The 19,692-nt window shown below is 59.9% G+C and carries 18 protein-coding genes and 1 other RNA gene; 12 read left to right on the top strand and 7 right to left on the bottom strand.

Annotation, left to right across the window (positions count from 1 at the left end; genetic code table 11):
• Window position 1: 1 nt before the first annotated feature.
• Together ACP3TA_RS01475 and ACP3TA_RS01470 are read right to left on the bottom strand one after the other, a co-directional pair.
• Window positions 2–1,033, bottom strand: coding sequence for a methionine synthase (locus ACP3TA_RS01475; RefSeq protein WP_206196294.1), 1,032 nt, complete (start codon window positions 1,031–1,033; stop codon window positions 2–4).
• A gap of 25 nt (window positions 1,034–1,058) precedes the next feature.
• Window positions 1,059–2,036 carry a DUF1852 domain-containing protein gene (locus tag ACP3TA_RS01470; protein ID WP_033644742.1) on the bottom strand — a complete coding sequence of 326 codons (978 nt, stop codon included), beginning with the start codon at window positions 2,034–2,036 and terminating at the stop codon, window positions 1,059–1,061.
• 316 nt (window positions 2,037–2,352) lie between these two features.
• Between ACP3TA_RS01470 and ACP3TA_RS01465 the strand changes: the two genes are divergently transcribed.
• The gene (locus ACP3TA_RS01465; protein ID WP_047573752.1) at window positions 2,353–2,892 is read left to right on the top strand and encodes a DUF2058 domain-containing protein; all 540 of its coding nucleotides are present in this window, start codon (window positions 2,353–2,355) and stop codon (window positions 2,890–2,892) included.
• 7 nt (window positions 2,893–2,899) lie between these two features.
• Here ACP3TA_RS01465 and ACP3TA_RS01460 read toward each other — a convergent pair whose 3' ends face one another.
• On the bottom strand, window positions 2,900–3,598 hold the full coding sequence (locus tag ACP3TA_RS01460; protein ID WP_069100443.1) for an RluA family pseudouridine synthase: 699 nt from the start codon (window positions 3,596–3,598) through the stop codon (window positions 2,900–2,902).
• Window positions 3,599–3,812: 214 nt separating this feature from the next.
• Between ACP3TA_RS01460 and argO the strand changes: the two genes are divergently transcribed.
• Window positions 3,813–4,430 carry an arginine exporter ArgO gene (argO, locus tag ACP3TA_RS01455; RefSeq protein ID WP_025304159.1) on the top strand — a complete coding sequence of 206 codons (618 nt, stop codon included), beginning with the start codon at window positions 3,813–3,815 and terminating at the stop codon, window positions 4,428–4,430.
• Window positions 4,431–4,551: 121 nt separating this feature from the next.
• Window positions 4,552–5,283: an oxidative stress defense protein gene (locus ACP3TA_RS01450; RefSeq protein ID WP_031300626.1), complete on the top strand. Its 732-nt coding sequence runs from the start codon at window positions 4,552–4,554 to the stop codon at window positions 5,281–5,283.
• A 48-nt stretch (window positions 5,284–5,331) separates the two neighbouring features.
• Here the strand turns inward: ACP3TA_RS01450 and ACP3TA_RS01445 are convergent, their stop codons facing one another.
• The gene (locus tag ACP3TA_RS01445; protein WP_004931613.1) at window positions 5,332–6,225 is read right to left on the bottom strand and encodes a LysR family transcriptional regulator ArgP; all 894 of its coding nucleotides are present in this window, start codon (window positions 6,223–6,225) and stop codon (window positions 5,332–5,334) included.
• Window positions 6,226–6,429: 204 nt separating this feature from the next.
• Here ACP3TA_RS01445 and rpiA point away from each other — a divergent pair, with 204 nt between their 5' ends.
• Together rpiA and serA are read left to right on the top strand one after the other, a co-directional pair.
• The gene (gene rpiA, locus ACP3TA_RS01440) at window positions 6,430–7,086 is read left to right on the top strand and encodes a ribose-5-phosphate isomerase RpiA (RefSeq protein WP_025304157.1); all 657 of its coding nucleotides are present in this window, start codon (window positions 6,430–6,432) and stop codon (window positions 7,084–7,086) included.
• Between the two features lie 292 nt (window positions 7,087–7,378).
• Window positions 7,379–8,617, top strand: coding sequence for a phosphoglycerate dehydrogenase (gene serA, locus ACP3TA_RS01435; RefSeq protein ID WP_025304156.1), 1,239 nt, complete (start codon window positions 7,379–7,381; stop codon window positions 8,615–8,617).
• 48 nt (window positions 8,618–8,665) lie between these two features.
• Here the strand turns inward: serA and ACP3TA_RS01430 are convergent, their stop codons facing one another.
• The 3 genes from ACP3TA_RS01430 to zapA all read right to left on the bottom strand — a co-directional run bounded on the left by ACP3TA_RS01430 (window position 8,666) and on the right by zapA (window position 9,879).
• Window positions 8,666–9,274 (bottom strand): 5-formyltetrahydrofolate cyclo-ligase, encoded by a 609-nt coding sequence (locus tag ACP3TA_RS01430; RefSeq protein ID WP_101453755.1) that lies wholly within the window; start codon window positions 9,272–9,274, stop codon window positions 8,666–8,668.
• 51 nt (window positions 9,275–9,325) lie between these two features.
• Window positions 9,326–9,508, bottom strand: a non-coding RNA gene (gene ssrS, locus ACP3TA_RS01425) — 6S RNA.
• Between the two features lie 41 nt (window positions 9,509–9,549).
• Complete coding sequence (gene zapA, locus ACP3TA_RS01420; protein WP_004931621.1) at window positions 9,550–9,879, bottom strand: cell division protein ZapA; 330 nt, start codon at window positions 9,877–9,879, stop codon at window positions 9,550–9,552.
• Between the two features lie 319 nt (window positions 9,880–10,198).
• On the opposite strand from zapA, the gene ACP3TA_RS01415 reads away from it, so the two are divergent.
• The 7 genes from ACP3TA_RS01415 to gcvP all read left to right on the top strand — a co-directional run bounded on the left by ACP3TA_RS01415 (window position 10,199) and on the right by gcvP (window position 19,619).
• The gene (locus tag ACP3TA_RS01415; RefSeq protein ID WP_004931622.1) at window positions 10,199–10,777 is read left to right on the top strand and encodes a YecA family protein; all 579 of its coding nucleotides are present in this window, start codon (window positions 10,199–10,201) and stop codon (window positions 10,775–10,777) included.
• A 55-nt stretch (window positions 10,778–10,832) separates the two neighbouring features.
• Window positions 10,833–12,149 (top strand): Xaa-Pro aminopeptidase, encoded by a 1,317-nt coding sequence (gene pepP, locus ACP3TA_RS01410; protein ID WP_206196293.1) that lies wholly within the window; start codon window positions 10,833–10,835, stop codon window positions 12,147–12,149.
• 1 nt (window position 12,150) lies between these two features.
• A complete protein-coding gene (gene ubiH, locus ACP3TA_RS01405) occupies window positions 12,151–13,329 on the top strand; it encodes a 2-octaprenyl-6-methoxyphenyl hydroxylase (protein ID WP_042785326.1) in 1,179 nt (392 codons plus the stop codon).
• A 78-nt stretch (window positions 13,330–13,407) separates the two neighbouring features.
• Window positions 13,408–14,610 (top strand): FAD-dependent 2-octaprenylphenol hydroxylase, encoded by a 1,203-nt coding sequence (gene ubiI / locus ACP3TA_RS01400; RefSeq protein WP_042785325.1) that lies wholly within the window; start codon window positions 13,408–13,410, stop codon window positions 14,608–14,610.
• A gap of 506 nt (window positions 14,611–15,116) precedes the next feature.
• Window positions 15,117–16,214, top strand: a complete 1,098-nt coding sequence (gene gcvT, locus ACP3TA_RS01395; RefSeq protein ID WP_004931631.1) for a glycine cleavage system aminomethyltransferase GcvT — start codon at window positions 15,117–15,119, stop codon at window positions 16,212–16,214.
• A 46-nt stretch (window positions 16,215–16,260) separates the two neighbouring features.
• Window positions 16,261–16,647, top strand: coding sequence for a glycine cleavage system protein GcvH (gene gcvH / locus ACP3TA_RS01390; RefSeq protein WP_047573770.1), 387 nt, complete (start codon window positions 16,261–16,263; stop codon window positions 16,645–16,647).
• Between the two features lie 92 nt (window positions 16,648–16,739).
• Window positions 16,740–19,619, top strand: a complete 2,880-nt coding sequence (gene gcvP / locus ACP3TA_RS01385; protein WP_015378983.1) for an aminomethyl-transferring glycine dehydrogenase — start codon at window positions 16,740–16,742, stop codon at window positions 19,617–19,619.
• Window positions 19,620–19,692 lie beyond the last annotated feature (73 nt).

Genomic DNA, 19,692 nt, shown 5'->3' with positions numbered 1-19,692 from the left:
GTTATTTGGCTAACAGCTCTCGGCGCACGATCTCGGCGCCTGCGCTTAACGCATTCAGCTTGCCGCGGGCGACCTGACGGGGCAGGGGGGCCATGCCGCAGTTGGTCGACGGATAGAGTTTGTCGGCATCAACAAACTGCAGCGCTTTGCGCAGCGTGTCGGCCACTTCCTCCGGCGTCTCAACGGCATGATTCGCTACGTCGATGGCGCCGACCATCACCTTTTTGCCGCGGATCAGTTCAAGCAGATCCATGGGCACGTGCGAGTTATGGCACTCCAGCGAGATGATATCGATGTTGGACGTTTGCAGTTTCGGAAACGCCTCTTCATATTGTCGCCATTCCGAGCCCAGCGTCTTTTTCCAGTCGGTATTGGCTTTAATCCCATATCCATAGCAGATATGTACGGCGATTTCACACTTAAGCCCTTCAATGGCTCTTTCCAGGGCGGCGATGCCCCAGTCATTCACCTCGTCAAAGAACACATTAAATGCGGGCTCATCAAACTGAATAATGTCGACGCCTGCGGCCTCGAGCTCTTTGGCTTCCTGATTGAGGATCTTCGCGAACTCCCAAGCCAATTTCTCGCGGCTTTTATAGTGGTTGTCATAGAGCGTGTCGATCATGGTCATCGGCCCCGGCAGGGCCCATTTAATCGGCTGTGTGGTCAGCTGGCGTAAAAATTTGGCGTCTTCAACGAAAACGGGTTTTTGACGCGAGACCGCCCCCACGACCGTCGGCACGCTCGCCTCATAGCGATTGCGGATTTTAACCACTTCGCGTTTTTCGAAATCGACGCCGCTGAGATGCTCGATAAACGTCGTGACGAAGTGCTGACGGGTTTGTTCGCCATCGCTGACGATATCGATGCCGGCCTGTTGTTGCTCTGCCAGTGACAAACGCAGGGCGTCCTGTTTCCCTTCGATGAGTTCTTCATTCTGCAATTTCCAGGGCGACCACAGGGTTTCCGGTTGGGCCAGCCAGACCGGTTTGGGCAAGCTGCCGGCGGTCGATGTGGGGAGCAATATTTTCATGATAGGTGACCTGTATTTAAGTGAATCAAAGCGCGTAGTGAGCAGACCATTGCTCAAGAATAGGCTTGTAGGGTTTGATAAATTGCTCTTCCGTAAATTTCCCCTGCTCAATCGCTAGCTGGCTACGCTCTTCGCGATCGTAAACAATCTTGGTTAATGAATGATCCTGGTTATTCAGGCTTGGCTGATAGCATTGCCCCGCCGCCGAATTGGCATTGTAAATTTCAGGCCGATAGATTTTCTGGAAAGTCTCCATCGTGCTGATGGTGCCGATCAGTTCCAGGTCGGTGTAATCGCTCAGCAAATCCCCGGGGAAATAAAAGGCCAGGGGCGCAACGCTATTTTTCGGCATGAAATAGCGCACCTGCAGGCCCATTTTTTTAAAATACCGGTCGGTCAATGAAGCGCCGTCTTGCCGATACTCGTCGCCCAAGACCGGGTGTTGATTGCCCGTCCGATGGTAGGTGTCTTTGCTGGACACGCTGAGGCAGATCACCGGCGGTTTGCTGAAATTTTCATGGTATTCGTTTGAATTGACGAAGTGCTTAAAGATATTGCCGTGCAAATCGCCGAAATCATCCGGAATGGTAAATTCCGCCGTGTTTTTATTGTGCGCCGGCAGCAAGACGCTAAAGTCGTAATCGCGCACGTAAGACGAGAAATTGTTCCCGACGATGCCCTCGATACGCTTTTGCGTTTTTTTATCGATGATGTTGGTTTTCAGGATTTCGATAACCGGAAAGCTGGCGCCCTGATCTTCGATGCGCATCTCAACCGAGATGATTTCCAGCTCGACGGAGTAGCGATCGGCCTTGGGGTTATCCCAATAGGCTAATGCATTAAAGCGATTGTCGATCATCACCAACGTGTTGCGTAGGTTCTCCCGGCGGTTTTTCCCTCTGGCCAAATTGGCAAAGTTGGTGGTGATACGCGTATTTTCAGAAGGGTTATAATCTTCGTCGAAAGAACTGCTCTTAATCGTAAAGGTAAAGTCTGTATTCATCGTCTTATAGCATCCTGTTATATGATATGAAGGCTGGATTTATCCATTTCTTTCAATGGCTTGTTTTTCTATTTTTTTATTCAGCCGATTTCATATTGTCTGTCGTTAATGAGGTCTATTTTTGCCAGAGTCCCTGGGGGAGTGAAAGAGACTTAATTTCATTACCACATGAGCGGTATTCATGATCGGGCGTTCGGGCCGTTTTACCGCCGTTGCTCTGCGGCGCAAACCGCCGGTGGGTTGGGCCGGCAACCTGGTGCAGCCTGAAAAATTACGGGTATAATCCCTCCATGATCCCACGGCTTCAGACACGAACATGACAAAACTCACCTTACAAGAGCAGATGCTCAAAGCGGGCTTGGTAACCAGCAAGAAAATGGCCAAAGTCCAAAGAACGGCTAAAAAATCACGCGTTCAGGCCCGCGAGGCCAGAGAGGCGGTGGAAGAGAATAAAAAGGCGCAGCTTGAGCGCGATAAGCAGCTGAACGAGCAGCAAAAGCAAGCCGCGCTGTCCAAAGAATACAAGGCGCAGGTGAAGCAACTGATCGAGATGAATCGCATCGTGCTGGCGAAAGGCGATATCGGTTTTAACTTCACCGACGGCAACCTGATCAAAAAAATCCTGGTGGATAAGGCGACGCAGACCCAACTGATCAATGGCCGCCTCGCCATTGCCCGCTTGGTGGTCGAGAACCGGGAAGAGTGTGAATACGCGATTATCCCCGCGAGCGTCGCCGATAAAATCGCGCAGCGCGATGCGGGCAGCATTGTGTTGCACAGCGCGCTGAGTCAGGAAGAGCAGGATGAAGACGATCCGTACGCCGACTTTAAAGTGCCTGACGATTTGATGTGGTAAGCCGCGTTCAGAACGGCGCGGCGTGACGAGCGGTTATCCGCTCTCCGCGGATGGGGTGCACAAAGTCCAGTTCGCTGGCGTGCAGCATCAGCCGCGGCGTCTGCTCGGTACCCGGCAGCAGGCGCCCGCCATACAGATCGCAGCCTAAAATAGGATGGCCCAATTGCCGGCTGTGAATACGCAGCTGGTGGGTGCGCCCAGTCTCTGGGGTAAGCTGCACCCGCGTCAGCGGCAGCGAGATCCCGCCTTCCGTTTCACGATAAAAACGCTCGACGACCCGATAGCGGGAGCGAGCGGGCTTGCCGTGAAGGGCGCAAATCGACATCAGCGGGAACAGCGCCGGATCGTTGGCGATCGCCGCGTCTATTACCCCTTCGTCATCCGCCAGATGGCCGCAGAGCAGCGCGCTGTAGACTTTACCGACGGTGCGCTCGCTGAACTGCCGGCAGAGCGCGGCATTGACGGCCTTATTGCGGGCTACCACCATCAACCCGGACGTGCCGAAATCCAGGCGGTGTGCCAGCGTGCAGCCGGGGAAGATCTGCACCAGCCGATAGTGCACCGAGTCGAGATTTTGCGGATTTTTGCCCGAAAGGCTGAGCAACCCGGCGGGTTTATTGATCAGCGCCAGATGATCGTCCTGATAGAGGATCTCTATCTGGTCATGACAGGGCGGGGCGATGAAGGTATCGGTAATCGTAGACATCGGTCGGCCGGCTGGAGGGGAGAGGGGCGGATGATAGCGAATTTTTCGCCGATGGGCGAATCTGGCGGCGCTGGCCTGGCGCCCACAGGGTATTAGCATCTCTGATACTTGATTAGAAACATCAATTTCACCTAATGATCGCTTCCTCGTATGATGCGCGTGTTGACCGATACGCGCCCACGTCCGGCGTCTTTTATCATTCGAGGAATTTCCCATGCTAGCCGTCTTCCTGCAGGGCTTTGCCCTGAGCGCCGCCATGATCCTGCCACTGGGCCCGCAGAACGTATTCGTGATGAATCAGGGCATTCGCCGTCAGTATCATCTGATGATCGCCTCATTATGCGCGCTGAGCGATATCGTGCTGATCTGCGCCGGTATTTTCGGCGGCAGCGCGTTGCTGACCCGCTCGCCGCTGCTGCTGGCGTTGGTGACCTGGGGCGGGGTGGCGTTTCTGCTGTGGTACGGCTGGGGCGCGTTCCGTTCCGCCTTCAGCCCGCAACCGGCTCAGGCCGCGGCGCAGGAGCTGGCGCAGAGCCGCTGGCGCCTCGTGGTCACCATGCTGGCGGTCACCTGGCTGAACCCGCACGTGTACCTGGATACCTTTGTGGTGCTCGGCAGCCTGGGCGGACAGCTGACGGCGGACGTGCGTTCCTGGTTCGCGCTTGGCGCGGTCAGCGCGTCGGCGGTGTGGTTCTTTGGCCTGGCGCTGCTGGCCTCCTGGCTGGCGCCGTGGCTGAACACCCAGCGGGCGCAGCGCATCATCAACGCGCTGGTCGGTCTGGTGATGTGGGGCATAGCGCTGCAGCTGGCCTGGCAGGGGGCAAATTTATAAGAATTTGTCACTAATCCGAATTCAAAACGCCGTGCGATATGCTACGTTTGATGCCAGGAAACCGGCGGTTCTCGCAGGGAAAAGCCGGCGATCAGAGACAGCCTGTCATTAAGGAGACACTGTGAAGCTAAAAGCATTGGCTATGGCCGCAATGGTCGGATTAGGGACGCTACCGATGGCGCTGCAGGCGGCTGAATTGCCTGAAGGGCCGCACGTCGTCACCTCCGGCACCGCCAGCGTGGACGCCACGCCGGATATCGCCACCCTGGCGATCGAAGTGAGCGTTTCCTCCAAAGACGCCGCCCAGGCGAAGAAGCAGGTGGACGAGCGCGTGGCGCAGTACTTTGATTTCCTGCAGAAAAACAACATCGAGAAGAAAGACATCAGCGCCGCCAACCTGCGCACCCAGCCGGAATACGATTACCTGAAAACCGGCGAGTCGGTGCTGAAGGGCTACCGGGCGGTGCGTCAGGTGCAGGTTACCCTGCGCCAGTTGGACAAGCTGAACGAGCTGCTGGACGGCGCGCTGAAATCCGGCCTGAACGAGATCCGCGCGGTGGAACTGGGCGTCGCCAAGCCGGACGTGTATCGCGAGCAGGCGCGGCAAAAAGCGATCGAGAACGCGACTCAGCAGGCCGAATCCCTGGCCAAGGGCTTCCACGCCAAGTTGGGGCCGGTGTACAGCATTCGCTACCGGGTCGCCAACTACCAGCCGATGCCGGTGGCGCGGATGTATAAGGCGGCCGGCGCGGCGGCGGAAAACGACGCGGCGCAAACCTATGAACAGCAAAGCATTCACTTCGACGATCAGGTGGATGTGGTGTTCGAGCTGCAGCGCAACGCCGCGCAGTAAGGGGGTTGTCATGAAGAAAAGGTTCGCTGCGGCGAACCTTTTTTCGTTTTAATCCTGGCGCAGCACCTGGTGACCGTGCTCCAGCAACGCGTCGGTCACTTTACGCATCATGCGGCTCTCCGGCGCGAAGCGGTGCCAGTACAGCATGCGGCGCTGGTACAGCCCCGGCGTCAGATCGATCAGTTCGCCGGATGCCAGCTCCTTTTCGATCTGCAGATGTGGGATCATACAGCAGGTGGTGCCCTGACGGGCCAGCTGCACGAAGGCTTCCGATGAGTTCACGATGTGGCAGGGCACGCTGCCCGGCGACAGATCGAAGTTCTGCTGCAGAAATGCCTGGTGCATGTCGTCGAGATGATCGAAGGCCACCGCCGGCGCTTTCAACAGCGCGGAGCGGGTGACGCCGTTCGGGAAATAGCGCTCGGCGAAGCCGCTGGAGGCCACGAACAGGTAGTCCAGCGCCCCCAGCCGATCCACCAGGCAGCTCGGCAGCGGCTGCGGCTGAATACTCACCGCGCCCACCACCTCACCACGGCGCAGCCGCTCCTGGGTGCGGGTTTCATCTTCCACCTGCAGATTCAGACGAATGGGGGAGTCCGCCAGCACCGGCTTCAGCGCCGGCAGCAGCCAGGTCGCCAGACTGTCGGCGTTGACCGCCAGCGACAGCAGCAGCGGCGTATCGACGCCGGTGTCGTTGCCCAGCCACTCTTCTTCCAGCAGCTCCACCTGATGCAGCAGCGCCAGCAGCTTTTGCCCCTGTTCGGTCGGGCGCGGCGGCACGGTGCGGACCAGCAGCGGTTGGCCGAACAGGTTTTCCAGCTGTTTGATGCGTTGGGATACCGCCGATTGCGTGATGCAGAGTTTTTGCGCGGCGCGCTCGAAGCCGCGCTCACGGATCACCGCGTCCAGCGCTTGCAGCGTACGATAGTCTGGGCGTTTCATCGGAAAGATATCCCTTAAATTAGAATGATACCGGCACTATGCCACATTTTGCGTGCGGCGCAGGTGGAAAAATCACGCCCCCAGCTCGCCGCCAAGCGGGTAAAAATGCGGGCTGCGGTAAATAAGTGTGATCCTGCCGGCGTGAAAAACAGCGTTTTACCCTATAATACGCACACGTTTTCGTACAGAGGCAAGGGACATATTATGACGCAGGATGAACTGAAAAAAGCGGTGGGCTGGGCGGCGCTGGAATACGTGACGCCGGGCACCATCGTCGGGGTGGGCACCGGCTCTACCGCCGCCCACTTTATTGACGCGCTGGGCTCCATCAAGCACCAGATTGAAGGCGCGGTGTCCAGCTCAGACGCCTCCACCGCCAAGCTGAAAAGCCTCGGCATCCATGTGTTCGACAGCAACGAAGTGGACTCGCTCGATATCTACGTGGACGGCGCGGACGAAATCAACGGCCACATGCAGATGATCAAAGGCGGCGGCGCGGCGCTGACGCGCGAGAAGATCATCGCCGCCATCGCCAAGAAATTCATCTGCATCGTTGACGCCAGCAAGCAGGTGGACGTGCTGGGCAAATTCCCGCTGCCGGTGGAAGTGATCCCGATGGCCCGCTCCTATGTGGCGCGCGAGCTGGTGAAACTGGGCGGCCTGCCGGAGTATCGCCAGAACGTAGTGACCGACAACGGCAACGTGATCCTCGATGTGCATAACCTGAGCATCACTGATGCCATCGCGCTGGAGAACAAGATCAACGGCATCGCCGGCGTGGTGACCGTGGGGCTGTTCGCCAACCGCGGCGCGGACGTGGCGCTGGTCGGCACCCCGGAAGGCGTGAAAGTGGTCAAATAAGCCTCTGCGGCCTGTGGCCCGGCAGTGCCGGGCCGCATATTTCTTCGGTTAAAACATCTTTTCTGAAAAGCGGCAAATTTGGTGACTTATGTCACATTGTGAAAACTGACTCCCCAAAGCTTCTGCCGAAAACTTTCCCTATGGCATTTTCTGCCGTAAACCGCCATCAACGCTGCGCCTTGTCCTGCCGGGCAGGCAATCGTTTGTATTGCCGCCCGCGTTATTTTTGTTATGTTGGATGGGAGCTGTGTCGTCACAGCCGCTTCTGAAGTCTGAACATAGGGTCGGGTAAATGGCAAAAGTATCATTGGAGAAAGACAGGATTAAATTCCTGTTGGTGGAAGGGGTTCATCAGAGCACGGTCGATAATTTGCGTGCCGCCGGTTATACCAACATCGAATACCACAAGGGTGCGTTAGACACCGAATCGCTGAAGGCCTCCATCCGCGATGCGCACTTCGTCGGCATCCGATCGCGCACGCATCTGACCGAAGAGGTGTTCGCCGCCGCAGAAAAACTGGTGGCGGTGGGCTGCTTCTGCATCGGCACCAACCAGGTTGACCTGAAAGCGGCGACCAAACGCGGCATTCCGGTCTTCAACGCCCCGTTCTCCAATACCCGATCCGTGGCCGAAATGGTGCTGGGCGAGCTGCTGTTGATGCTTCGCGGCATTCCGGCCGCCAACGCCAAGGCGCACCGCGGCGTGTGGCACAAACTGGCCGTGGGCTCCTATGAAGCGCGCGGCAAAAAACTGGGCATCATCGGCTACGGCCATATCGGCACCCAGCTGGGCATTCTGGCCGAAGGGCTGGGCATGAAGGTGTTCTTCTACGATATCGAGAACAAGCTGCCGTTGGGCAACGCGCAACAGGTGCGTCATCTGTCCGATCTGCTCAATATGAGCGACGTGGTGACGCTGCACGTGCCGGAAACGCTGGCGACCAAGAACATGATGGGGGCGGAAGAGCTGGCGCTGATGAAACCGGGCGCTATTCTGATCAACGCCTCGCGCGGCACCGTGGTGGATATCCCCGCGCTGTGCGACGCGCTGGCCAGCAATCACCTGGCGGGGGCGGCGATCGACGTCTTCCCGGAAGAGCCGGCGACCAACAGCGATCCGTTCAACTCGCCGCTGTGTGAGTTCGATAACGTGCTGTTGACGCCGCACATCGGCGGTTCCACTCAGGAAGCGCAGGAAAACATCGGCGACGAAGTGGCCGGCAAGCTGGCGAAATATTCCGATAACGGTTCGACCCTGTCGGCGGTCAACTTCCCGGAAGTGTCGTTGCCGGCGCATGGCCCGAACGCCAGCCGTCTGCTGCACATCCATGAAAACCGTCCGGGCGTGCTGACGCAGATTAACCAGATCTTCGCCGAAGAGGGGGTTAACATCGCCGCGCAGTATCTGCAAACCGGGCCGGAAATCGGCTATGTGGTGATCGACATCGAAGCGGAAACCGCGCGCGCCGACGCCGCGCTGCAGCGCATGAAGGCCATCGACGGCACCATTCGCGCCCGTCTGCTGTTCTGATTCGGCGGCTCGCCGCAACGAAAAAGGCCGGAGTGATCCGGCCTTTTGCTATTTGGGCTCCCGCCACGCCCAGCTGCAGAGCGGGGTGAGGATTTCCGGCAGCGGGATATCCCAGTGTTCGGTCGGCAGGTGCTCCACCTGCTGGCAATCATGGGCCAGGCCGATGGGATAGGGGCCGCCGCTGCGCCAGTTTTGCAGGGTGCGATCGTAAAAGCCGCCGCCCATGCCCAGACGCTGTCCGGTATGATCGAATGCCACCAGCGGCGTCAGCACCACCTCCAGTTCACCCAGCGGCAACACATGGCGCACATCGAGACGCGGCTCGAGAATATTGAAGCGATTGCGCACCAGCGGCGTTTCCGGCGCATAGCGCAGGAACAACAGGTGTCCCGGGCTGAACGGATGCAGCACCGGCAGGTAAACCCGTTTGCCGAGCGTCCACAGACGCTCGATCAGCGGCCCGGTATCGAGTTCGCCGTCAAACGACAGGAAGACCGCGATGTTGTGCGCCGCTTGAACGCGCGCGTGTGCGGTGAGGCGTTCGGTTATCTTTTCTGCGGCAAAGCGTTGCTGCTCGGGCGTAAGCTCGCGCCGACGTTGGCGAATGAGTTGACGAATGGCTTGGCGCTGCTGCGCGAATTGGGGTTGAAAAGACATCGTATCAGGCTTGCTCAGTGTGGCGTTCAGCACACAAAACCGCTGAGAAGGGGAATCTCCGAGATGCCGTCGCAGGCTGTAACCCTTGAACCCATGGTTCAAGGTGAACGTGCCGTCGCAATCTTAAGGCTTCTCGGCGCACCGAGCGTGCTCACCGATCGCGGAGCAACACATTCTGTTTGTACTAAATATCGGCTCAGGGGACTGGCCCGCTGGCGAACATCTCAGAGAAATTTTGTACTCGTTGCCGAAAACTTGGCTTTCAACAACTTAAGTTATTCGAATTGTGCATCCTGACGTTCAGAGATGCGACCTTGTTCAAGCAGCGCTTGTTCAATGGTCTGCTGCAGCATCCGTATGCGTTGTTCCATATTGGACGCATAGTCACGGGTTTTCAACCGTTCTTGAGCAAGTTCGTGACAGACGTTCAATGCCGCGATGAAAACCAGTTGCTCAGTATTGGAGACTCTAGTGCGAACTTTAAGATCTTGCAACCGTTGGTTAAGATCGTCCGCCGCCATATTCAACGCATCTTGTTGTTCTGGCGGGCAATTGACTCTTAACGAGCGGCCAAAAATTTGAATATCTACCGGTTGTGCAGACATGCCACCTTCCTGCCTAAATTTCGCGCCAGCCTTGTCCGCCCGGGCCGGGCCGTCAAAGCGGGCGCCACTATATATACCTCGGTACCAAGATACAACCCCTTTTTCAGTACCTGGTTGTAATCTACTGTGGCGGACATTGCCAGTCAAAAAAGGGTTTCAAAATGCGTATTTACCGCACTTTCGTCACCCGCCGGCGCAGTGTGAAACCTGCCACATCGCGATTATAACTAGCCACTGAGGTGTCGCGCTTATCTGGTATAGCGACGGACCTTGGTGGTAGCATAACACGAACTTATCCTGCCAACGATGACGAATGCGCATGTCTATACAGAATACATTTCCAAGTTACCAATCTTTGACCGTGGCCCTCAACCAGCAGTCGGTGGCGCTGACCGCGGCAGAAATGCACGGCCTGATCAGCGGCCTGCTGTGCGGCGGCAGCCGTGATGCCGGCTGGCAGGCGCTGGTGCACGATCTGACCAACGAAGGCGTCGCCTTCCCGCAGGCGCTTAGCCAACCGCTGCAGCAGCTGTATGAAGCGACGCGTGACACGCTGGAAGATGACGAATTCCTGTTCCAACTGATGCTGCCTGAAGGGGAGATCGTCAGCGTGTTCGATCGCGCCGACGCGCTGGCCGGTTGGGTCAACCACTTCCTGCTCGGGCTGGGCATGATGCAGCCGAAGCTGGCTCAGGTGAAAGACGAGGTCGGTGAAGCGATTGACGATCTGCGCAACATCGCGCAGCTGGGCTACGACGAAGACGAAGACCAGGAAGAATTGGAACAGTCGTTGGAAGAAGTGGCGGAGTATGTGCGGGTCGCCGCCATCATGTGCCACGGCGAATTCACCCGTCATAAACCGACGGCGCCGGAAAATATCAAACCGACGCTGCACTAAACGTTCTATCGCCCTTCCGCCGGCGGTGCGGATGGCATGATTTCAGGAGAAGGTAATGACTCAGCAGGAATTCAACAACCGCCGCCAGGCGCTGTTGGCGAAAATGGCGCCGGCCAGCGCGGCGGTTATTTTCTCTGCGCCGGAAACGACGCGCAGTGCAGATTCAGACTATCCCTACCGGCAGAACAGCGATTTTTGGTACCTGACCGGCTTCAATGAGCCGGAAGCGGTGCTGGTGCTGATTAAAAGCGATGAAACGCACAACCACAGCGTGTTGTTCAACCGGGTGCGCGATTTGACGGCGGAAATCTGGTTTGGCCGCCGCCTGGGGCAAGACGCCGCACCGGCAAAGCTGGGCGTGGATCGCGCGCTGCCGTTCGATGAAATCAATGACCAACTGCACCTGCTGCTCAACGGCCTGGATGCGGTCTACCACGCGCAGGGCGAATACGCCTATGCCGATCAGATCCTGTTCAGCGCGCTGGACAAGCTGCGCAAGGGGTTCCGCCAGAACCTGCAGGCGCCGGCCACCGTTACCGACTGGCGGCCGTGGCTGCACGACATGCGGCTGTTCAAGTCGCCGGAAGAGCTGGCGGTGATGCGCCGCGCCGGTGAGATCAGCGCGTTGGCGCACACCCGCGCGATGGAAAAATGCCGTCCGGGCATGTTCGAATACCAGCTGGAAGCGGAAATTCATCATGAGTTCACCCGCCTCGGCGCCCGTTACCCGTCTTACAACACCATCGTCGGCAGCGGCGAAAACGGCTGTATCCTGCACTACACCGAGAACGAGAGCCAGATGCGCGATGGCGATCTGGTGTTGATCGACGCGGGCTGCGAGTACCTGGGGTACGCCGGCGACATCACCCGCACCTTCCCGGTCAACGGCAAGTTCAGCCGGCCGCAGCGCGCGGTGTACGACATTGTGCTGGCGTCGCTGCAGCGCGCTTTGGAACTGTTCAAACCCGGCACCAGCATTCGCGAAGTCAATGACGAAGTGGTGCGCATCATGGTGGTCGGGCTGGTGGAGCTGGGCGTATTGAAAGGTGAAGTCGACCTGCTGATCGCCGAGCAGGCGCACCGTCAGTTCTTCATGCACGGGCTGAGCCACTGGCTGGGTCTCGACGTGCACGACGTTGGCCACTACGGCACGCCGAGCCGCGATCGGCTGCTGGAGCCGGGCATGGTGCTGACCGTGGAGCCGGGGCTGTACATCGCGCCGGATGCGGACGTGCCGGCGGAGTACCGCGGCATCGGCATCCGCATCGAGGACGATATCGTGATCACCGCCGACGGCAATGAAAACCTGACCGCCACCGTGGTGAAAGACGCCGATGCCATCGAGGCCTTGATGGCGGCGGCAAGGTCGTAGCATGAGCGTTATTATCGTTGGCGGCGGTATGGCGGGCGCGACGTTGGCGCTGGCCATTTCGTCGCTCACTCAGGGAAGAATGGCGGTGGATCTGGTCGAGGCGACCCGGCCGGACGACCGCAGCCATCCGGGCTTTGACGCCCGCGCCATCGCACTGGCGCAGGGCACCTGCCAACAGCTGGTGCGCATCGGCGTTTGGCCGGCGCTGCGCGATTGCGCTACGCCGATCACTCAGGTGCACGTCAGCGATCGCGGGCACGCCGGGTTTGTGAATCTGCAGGCGCAAGATTATCAGGTCGATGCGCTCGGCCAGGTGATCGAACTGCACGACGCCGGGCAGCGGTTGTTCGCGCTGCTGGCCAAGGCCCCCGGCGTTACGCTGCACTGCCCGGCGCGGGTGGTGGACGTGATTCGCACCGCAGAGCGGGCGGAAGTGCTGCTGGACAACGGCCAGCGTCTGCGCGGGCAATTGCTGGTGGCGGCCGATGGCTCGCGCTCTGCGCTGGCGCAAGCCTGCAATATGCAGTGGCGGCAGGAGGACTATCCGCAGTTCGCCACCATTGCCAACGTCACCACGGCGGAAGATCCGCAGGGGCGCGCCTTTGAGCGCTTTACTCGCTATGGGCCGCTGGCGCTGTTGCCGATGTCGCAGGGGCGCAGTTCACTGGTATGGTGCCATGCGCGCGAAGATCGCGCTCAGGTGGATGCCTGGGACGACGAGCGGTTTATCGCCGAGCTGCAACAGGCCTTCGGCTGGCGGCTGGGGCGCATCCTCAAAGCCGGTAAACGGCACAGTTACCCACTCGGTCTGCTGACCGCCGATCGCCATGTCAGCCACCGGCTGGCGCTGGTGGGCAATGCGGCGCAAACGCTGCATCCTATCGCCGGGCAGGGGTTCAACCTTGGCCTGCGCGACGTGATGTCGCTGGCGGAAACGCTGGCGGAAGCGGCAGACAGCGGCGAAGACGCCGGCGGTTACGCACTGCTGAGCCGTTATCAGCAGCGGCGGCAAAACGATCAGCGGGCGACGATCGGCGTGACCGACGGGTTGATTCATCTGTTCGCCAACCGTTATGGCCCGCTGGTGATCGGCCGCAATCTGGGGCTGATGGCGATGGAACGTTTGCCGGCGATACGCGATGCCTTCGCCAAGCGTACGCTGGGCTGGGTGGAACGTTAGAGACATGGTCGGGCGCTTTAACGCGCCCAAAGCGCGGCGCGGCAAGGCGTCGCGCGTTATTTAAGGAAATCGAGCAGCATGCAATCATTTGACGTGATTATCGCCGGTGGCGGTATGGTGGGGTTGGCGTTGGCCTGCGGCCTGCAGGGCAGCGGGCTGCGCGTGGCGGTGCTGGAGCAGCGCCAGCCGGAGATGGCGCCGCCGTCGGAACAGCCGGCCCTGCGCGTCTCCGCCATCAATGCCGCCAGCGAGCGGTTGCTGCAGCACATCGGCGTGTGGGACGACATTCTCCAGCTGCGCGCCAGCGCCTATAACGCGATGGAAGTGTGGGATCGCGACAGCTTCGGCAGAATCGCCTTCCGCGGCGACGAGTGCGGCTTCAGCCATCTCGGCCACATCATCGAAAATTCGGTGATCCAGCAGGCGCTGTGGAAACGCGCCGAAAGCCTGTCGGACATCACGCTGATTACCCCGGCCGCGCTCAAGCAGGTGGCGTGGGGCGAGAACGACGCCTTCGTCACGCTGGAGGACGGCCGCATGCTGACCGCCCGGTTGGTGATTGGCGCCGACGGCGCCCAGTCGTGGCTGCGCCAGCATGCCGATATCCCGCTCACCTTCTGGGATTACCGCCACCACGCGCTGGTGGCCACCGTTCGCACCGAAGAATCGCATCAGGCGACGGCGCGGCAAATTTTCCACGGCGACGGCATTCTGGCGTTCCTGCCATTCAGCGATCCGCATTTGAGCTCTATCGTCTGGTCGGTGACGCCGGAAGAAGCCGAAAGGCTCAAACGGCTGGAACCGGCGCAGTTCAACCGCGAACTGGCGATGACCTTCGACATGCGCCTGGGGGCTTGCAGCCTGGAAAGCGAACGGCTGGCCTTCCCGTTGACCGGCCGCTATGCGCGCAGCTTCGCAGCGCACCGCCTGGCGCTGGTGGGTGATGCGGCGCATACCGTGCATCCGTTGGCCGGCCAGGGCGTTAACCTGGGCTTCATGGACGCCGCCGAGCTGATTTCCGAACTGCGCCGCCTGCAGCGGCAGGGCAAGGATATCGGCCAGCACCTCTATCTGCGCCGTTATGAGCGCCGCCGCAAACATGGCGCGGCGGTAATGCTGGCCAGCATGCAGGGTTTCCGCGAACTGTTCGACGGCAATCACCCGGCCAAAAAGCTGCTGCGCGACGTGGGCCTGCGGCTGGCGGACAGCCTGCCGGGCGTCAAACCGAAGCTGGTGCGTCAGGCGATGGGCCTGAACGATCTGCCCGAGTGGCTTGCCTGATCCCTTCCTTCTGCGGGCCCGCGCCGGGCTCGCGCTTCTCGCCTTATTCCATCGCTTTTCCTTATATAACCCTTCATTTGAAATAATCTAATTTCAGCCGCTTTTTATCATTACTTTTTCTAATTCCATGTTCGGTTATCAAAAGTCCGGATCCCATGTGAGGCCATAGGTTTGTTATATAAGTTCGGTGTTTTGCCGCTTTAATTGTTAATTTTGTGCCTTAAGGCGCATTTTTCCAGTGAAAAACTCTGCACACTAGCCCGGCGTTTTACCGCCCCGGAACGGCGATGAGCCTATTTTAACTTATGGTTAATGTGGTCGTTCGGTGATAAGTTCGAGGGAAAGGTATCGTTTGCGTCACGGCGGTTGCACGCAGTTTCCGCCCGTCCCGGCGCAGCATTTGTGTTGAGCAGTCAGTGCGCCATGGCGATCGGGCCGCGAGCCAGGCTCCGCCGCATTGCGTGGCAGCACCCTAACTTCTAGCGACGAGTGGAAAGAGGGAAAAGATGGCAAAGCAAACCCCACTGTACGACCAGCACGTGGCGTGCGGTGCGCGCATGGTAGACTTTCACGGCTGGATGATGCCGCTGCACTACGGCTCGCAGCTCGATGAGCACCACGCGGTGCGTCAGGATGCCGGCATGTTCGACGTGTCTCACATGACCATTGTGGATCTGCACGGCGCCCGCACCCGCGAGTTCCTGCGCTACCTGCTGGCGAACGACGTCGCCAAACTGACCCAACCCGGCAAAGCGCTGTACACCGGCATGCTGAATGCCTCCGGCGGCGTGATCGACGACCTGATCGTTTATTTCCTCACTGAAGACTATTTCCGCCTGGTGGTGAACTCCGCCACCCGCGACAAAGACCTGGCCTGGATCGAAGAGCACGCCGCGCCGTATGGCGTCGCGCTGACGGTGCGCGACGATCTGGCGCTGATCGCGGTGCAGGGCCCGCAGGCCAAAGAGCGCGCCGGCACCCTGTTCACCCCGGAGCAAAAAAGCGCGGTCGAAGGCATGAAGCCATTCTTCGGCGTGCAGGCCGGCGAGCTGTTCATCGCCACCACCGGTTACACCGGCGAGGCCGGCTATGAGATCGCGCTGCCGAAAGAGCAGGCGGCGGATTTCTGGCAAAAATTGCTGGCCGCGGGCGTCAAGCCGGCCGGTCTGGGCGCGCGCGACACCCTGCGCCTGGAAGCGGGCATGAACCTCTACGGGCAAGAGATGGATGAAGGCGTTTCGCCGCTGGCCGCCAACATGGGCTGGACCATCGCCTGGCAGCCGGAAGATCGCCGTTTCATCGGCCGCGAAGCGCTGGAACAACAGCGCGAGCAGGGCACCGAGCAACTGGTCGGCTTGATCATGACGGAAAAAGGCGTATTACGTAATGAGCTGCCGGTGCGTTTCACCGACGCGGCGGGGCAAACCCACGAAGGCGTGATCACCAGCGGCTCGTTCTCTCCGACGCTGGGCTTCAGCATCGCGCTGGCGCGCGTGCCGGCAGGCATCGGCGAGCAGGCTATCGTGCAGATCCGCAACCGTGAAATGCCGGTCAAAGTGACCAAGCCCGGTTTCGTTCGCGCCGGCAAGCCGCTGACAAATTGATTTTTTATTGATTGATTCTTTTATTTCTTCGAAGGAGTAACCGGCGATGAGCAATGTGCCAACAGAATTGAAATACGCATCCTCCCACGAGTGGGTTCGTGCAGAAGGTAACGGCGTTTACACCGTAGGCATCACCGAACATGCGCAGGAACTGCTGGGCGATATGGTGTTTGTCGATCTGCCGGAAGTGGGCCGCAGCGTCGCCGCCGGTGAAGATTGCGCCGTGGCGGAATCCGTCAAGGCGGCATCGGACATTTACGCGCCAATCAGCGGCGAAATCGTGGCGGTGAACGGCGAGCTGGAAAGCTCTCCGGAACTGGTGAACAGCGAACCTTACGGTGACGGCTTCCTGTTCCAGATTAAAGCCACCGACGAAGGCGAGCTGGCGAACCTGCTGGACGCCGCGGCTTATCAGGCCTCGATCGACGAGTAATCGTGACCACGCCCCAGGCCTTTCGGCCAGGGCGTTTTAGTTACCGTTCAAGCTATATCCCGTATCACGCAAGCATTCAGGAATTTGTAGCAATGACTCAGACACTCAGCCAACTCGAACACAGCGAAGCGTTCATTGAACGCCACATCGGCTCTTCTGCGGAACAACGCCAGGAGTTGCTGGCAGCGGTGGGCGCTCGCTCGCTCAGCGCGCTGATCCAACAGATTGTGCCGGCGGACATTCAGCTGCCGGGGCCGCCGCCGGTCGGCGACGCGGCGACCGAACATCAGGCGTTGGCTGAGCTGAAGGCGATCGCCTCGCAGAATCAGCGCTACAAATCCTATATCGGCATGGGCTACAGCGCCGTGCTGACGCCGCCGGTGATCCTGCGCAACATGCTGGAAAACCCGGGCTGGTACACCGCTTACACTCCCTATCAGCCGGAAGTGTCGCAGGGCCGTCTGGAAGCGCTGCTGAACTTCCAGACCGTGACCCTCGATCTGACCGGTCTGGATCTGGCCTCCGCTTCGCTGCTGGATGAAGCGACCGCCGCCGCCGAGGCGATGGCGTTGGCCAAACGCGCCAGCAAGCTGAAAGACGCCAACCGTTTCTTCGTGGCTGACGACGTGCATCCGCAAACGCTGGACGTGGTGCGCACCCGCGCCGAAACCTTCGGCTTCGACGTCATCGTCGATAAAGCGGAAAAAGTGCTGGAGCTGGACGGCGTGTTCGGCGTGCTGCTGCAGCAGGTGGGCACCACCGGTGAACTGCACGACTACAGCGCGCTGCTGGCAGAACTGAAATCGCGCAAAATCATCACCAGCGTGGCTGCCGACATCATGGCCCTGGTGCTGCTGACCGCGCCGGGCAAGCAGGGCGCCGACGTGGTGTTCGGCTCCGCGCAGCGCTTCGGCGTGCCGATGGGCTACGGCGGCCCGCACGCCGCCTTCTTCGCCTGCCGCGACGAGTTCAAGCGTTCGATGCCGGGCCGCATTATCGGCGTTTCCCGCGATGCCGCCGGCAACACCGCGCTGCGCATGGCGATGCAGACTCGCGAGCAACATATCCGCCGCGAGAAAGCCAACTCGAATATCTGTACCTCGCAGGTGCTGCTGGCCAACATCGCCAGCCTGTACGCGGTGTATCACGGCCCGCAAGGCCTGCAGCGCATCGCCGGGCGCATCCATCGCCTGACCGACATTCTGGCCGCCGGGCTGCAGAAGGCCGGCCTGACGCTGCGTCACCACACCTGGTTCGACACCCTGACCGTCGAAGTGAAGGACAAGGCCGCCGTGCTGGAGCGCGCGCTGAGCTTCGGCATCAACCTGCGTACCGACATTCACGGCGCCGTCGGCATCACGCTGGATGAAGCCACCTCGCGTGAAGACGTGCAAACGCTGTTCGCACTGCTGGCCGGCGACAATCACGGTCTGGACATCGACGCGTTGGACGCGGCGGTGAGCAAAAACAGCCAATCGATCCCGGCCGCCATGCTGCGCCAGGATCCGATCCTGACCCACCCGGTATTCAACCGCTATCACAGCGAAACCGAGATGATGCGTTACATGCATCGCTTGGAGCGCAAGGATCTGGCGCTGAACCAGGCGATGATCCCGCTGGGTTCCTGCACCATGAAATTGAACGCCGCGGCGGAAATGATCCCGATCACCTGGCCTGAATTCTCAGAGTTGCATCCGTTCTGCCCGCCAGAGCAGGCGGCCGGTTACCAGCAGATGATCGGCCAACTGTCCCAGTGGCTGGTGCAACTGACCGGCTATGACGCGGTGTGCATGCAGCCGAACTCCGGCGCGCAGGGCGAATACGCCGGCCTGCTGGCGATCCGCCGCTACCACGAAAGCCGCAACGAAGCGGGCCGCCACGTCTGTCTGATCCCGAGCTCGGCACACGGCACCAACCCGGCCTCCGCCCAGATGGCGGGCATGAGCGTGGTGGTGGTGGCCTGCGACAAGAACGGCAACATCGATCTGCACGATCTGCGCGTCAAGGCGGAGCAGGCAGGCGAAGAACTCTCTTGCATCATGGTGACCTACCCGTCGACCCACGGCGTGTATGAAGAAACCATCCGTGAAGTGTGCCAGATCGTGCATCAGTTCGGCGGTCAGGTGTATCTGGATGGCGCCAACATGAACGCCCAGGTGGGCATCACCACGCCAGGCTACATCGGCGCGGATGTTTCGCATCTCAACCTGCATAAGACCTTCTGTATCCCGCACGGCGGCGGCGGCCCGGGCATGGGTCCGATCGGCGTGAAAGCACACCTGGCGCCGTTCGTGCCGGGCCACAGCGTGGTGCAGATCGACGGCGTGACCACCCAGCAGGGCGCGGTCTCCGCGGCGCCGTTCGGCAGCGCCTCCATCTTGCCTATCAGCTGGATGTACATCCGCATGATGGGCGCGGAGGGCCTGAAGCAGGCCAGCCAGATGGCGATCCTGAACGCCAACTACATCGCCACCCGTTTGAAAGACGCGTACCCGATTCTGTATACCGGCCGCGATCACCGCGTGGCGCACGAATGTATCCTCGATATTCGTCCGCTGAAGGAAGAGACCGGCATCAGCGAAATGGACATCGCCAAGCGCCTGATCGACTTCGGTTTCCACGCCCCGACCATGTCGTTCCCGGTGGCGGGCACGCTGATGGTCGAGCCGACCGAGTCGGAAAGCAAGGTGGAGCTGGATCGCTTTATCGATGCGATGCTGGCGATCCGCAGCGAAATCGACCGCGTCGCCAAGGGCGAATGGCCGCTGGAAGACAACCCGCTGGTGAATGCGCCGCACGTGCAGGCGGAGCTGGTCAACGACTGGCAGCATCCGTACAGCCGCGAACTGGCGGTGTTCCCGGTGGCCGGCGTACGCGAGAACAAGTACTGGCCGAGCGTTAAGCGTCTGGACGACGTGTACGGTGACCGTAACCTGTTCTGCTCTTGCGTGCCGATGAGCGATTACGAATAACACGTTCGGCAAAGTTTGTGTTCGGGGGACACCGCATCATGCGGTGTCCCTTTTTATTTTATAGCGGCCTATT

The organism is Serratia sp. 2C06 (assembly GCF_050037615.1).
Lineage (GTDB): Bacteria > Pseudomonadota > Gammaproteobacteria > Enterobacterales > Enterobacteriaceae > Serratia > Serratia ureilytica.
The sequence above is the reverse complement of the archived record's forward strand: the minus strand, read 5'-3'. Positions and strand labels throughout refer to the sequence as shown.